This window comes from Bradyrhizobium sp. CCBAU 45394, from assembly GCF_028128655.1.
GTDB classification, from domain to species: domain Bacteria; phylum Pseudomonadota; class Alphaproteobacteria; order Rhizobiales; family Xanthobacteraceae; genus Bradyrhizobium; species Bradyrhizobium diazoefficiens.
Map to the genome: position 1 here is coordinate 497 of NZ_LBIX01000002.1, position 441 is coordinate 937.

The window sequence follows — 441 nt, forward strand, 5'->3', positions numbered from 1 at the left end:
AGGCGCGAGGTCAACCTGACACGGATCCCCCCCCCCCCCCCCCCCCCCCCCCCCCCCCCCCCCCCCCCCCCCCCCCCCCCCCCCCCCCCCCCCCCCCCCCCCCCCCCCCCCCCCCCCCCCCCCCCCCCCCCCCCCCCCCCCCCCCCCCCCCCCCCCCCCCCCCCCCCCCCCCCCCCCCCCCCCCCCCCCCCCCCCCCCCCAAGAGGTTGGAACGCATTTCTTGGTAAGGACCTGTGTCAATCGCCTGGCAGGCGATGGCAACCATACGGTTGCAACGATAATGGACGAGGTCGTGGTCAAAGGTCTCCATCGGATCGAAGTCCAGGATAGCAAGGGCAATCCAGACCAGGCTGNACTGGGGCTCAGCGCCGTGAAGTTCTGGACCAGAAAGAAATTCAGAGGGGTCGCTGCGCTCAGGCGCGAGGTCAACCTGACACGGAT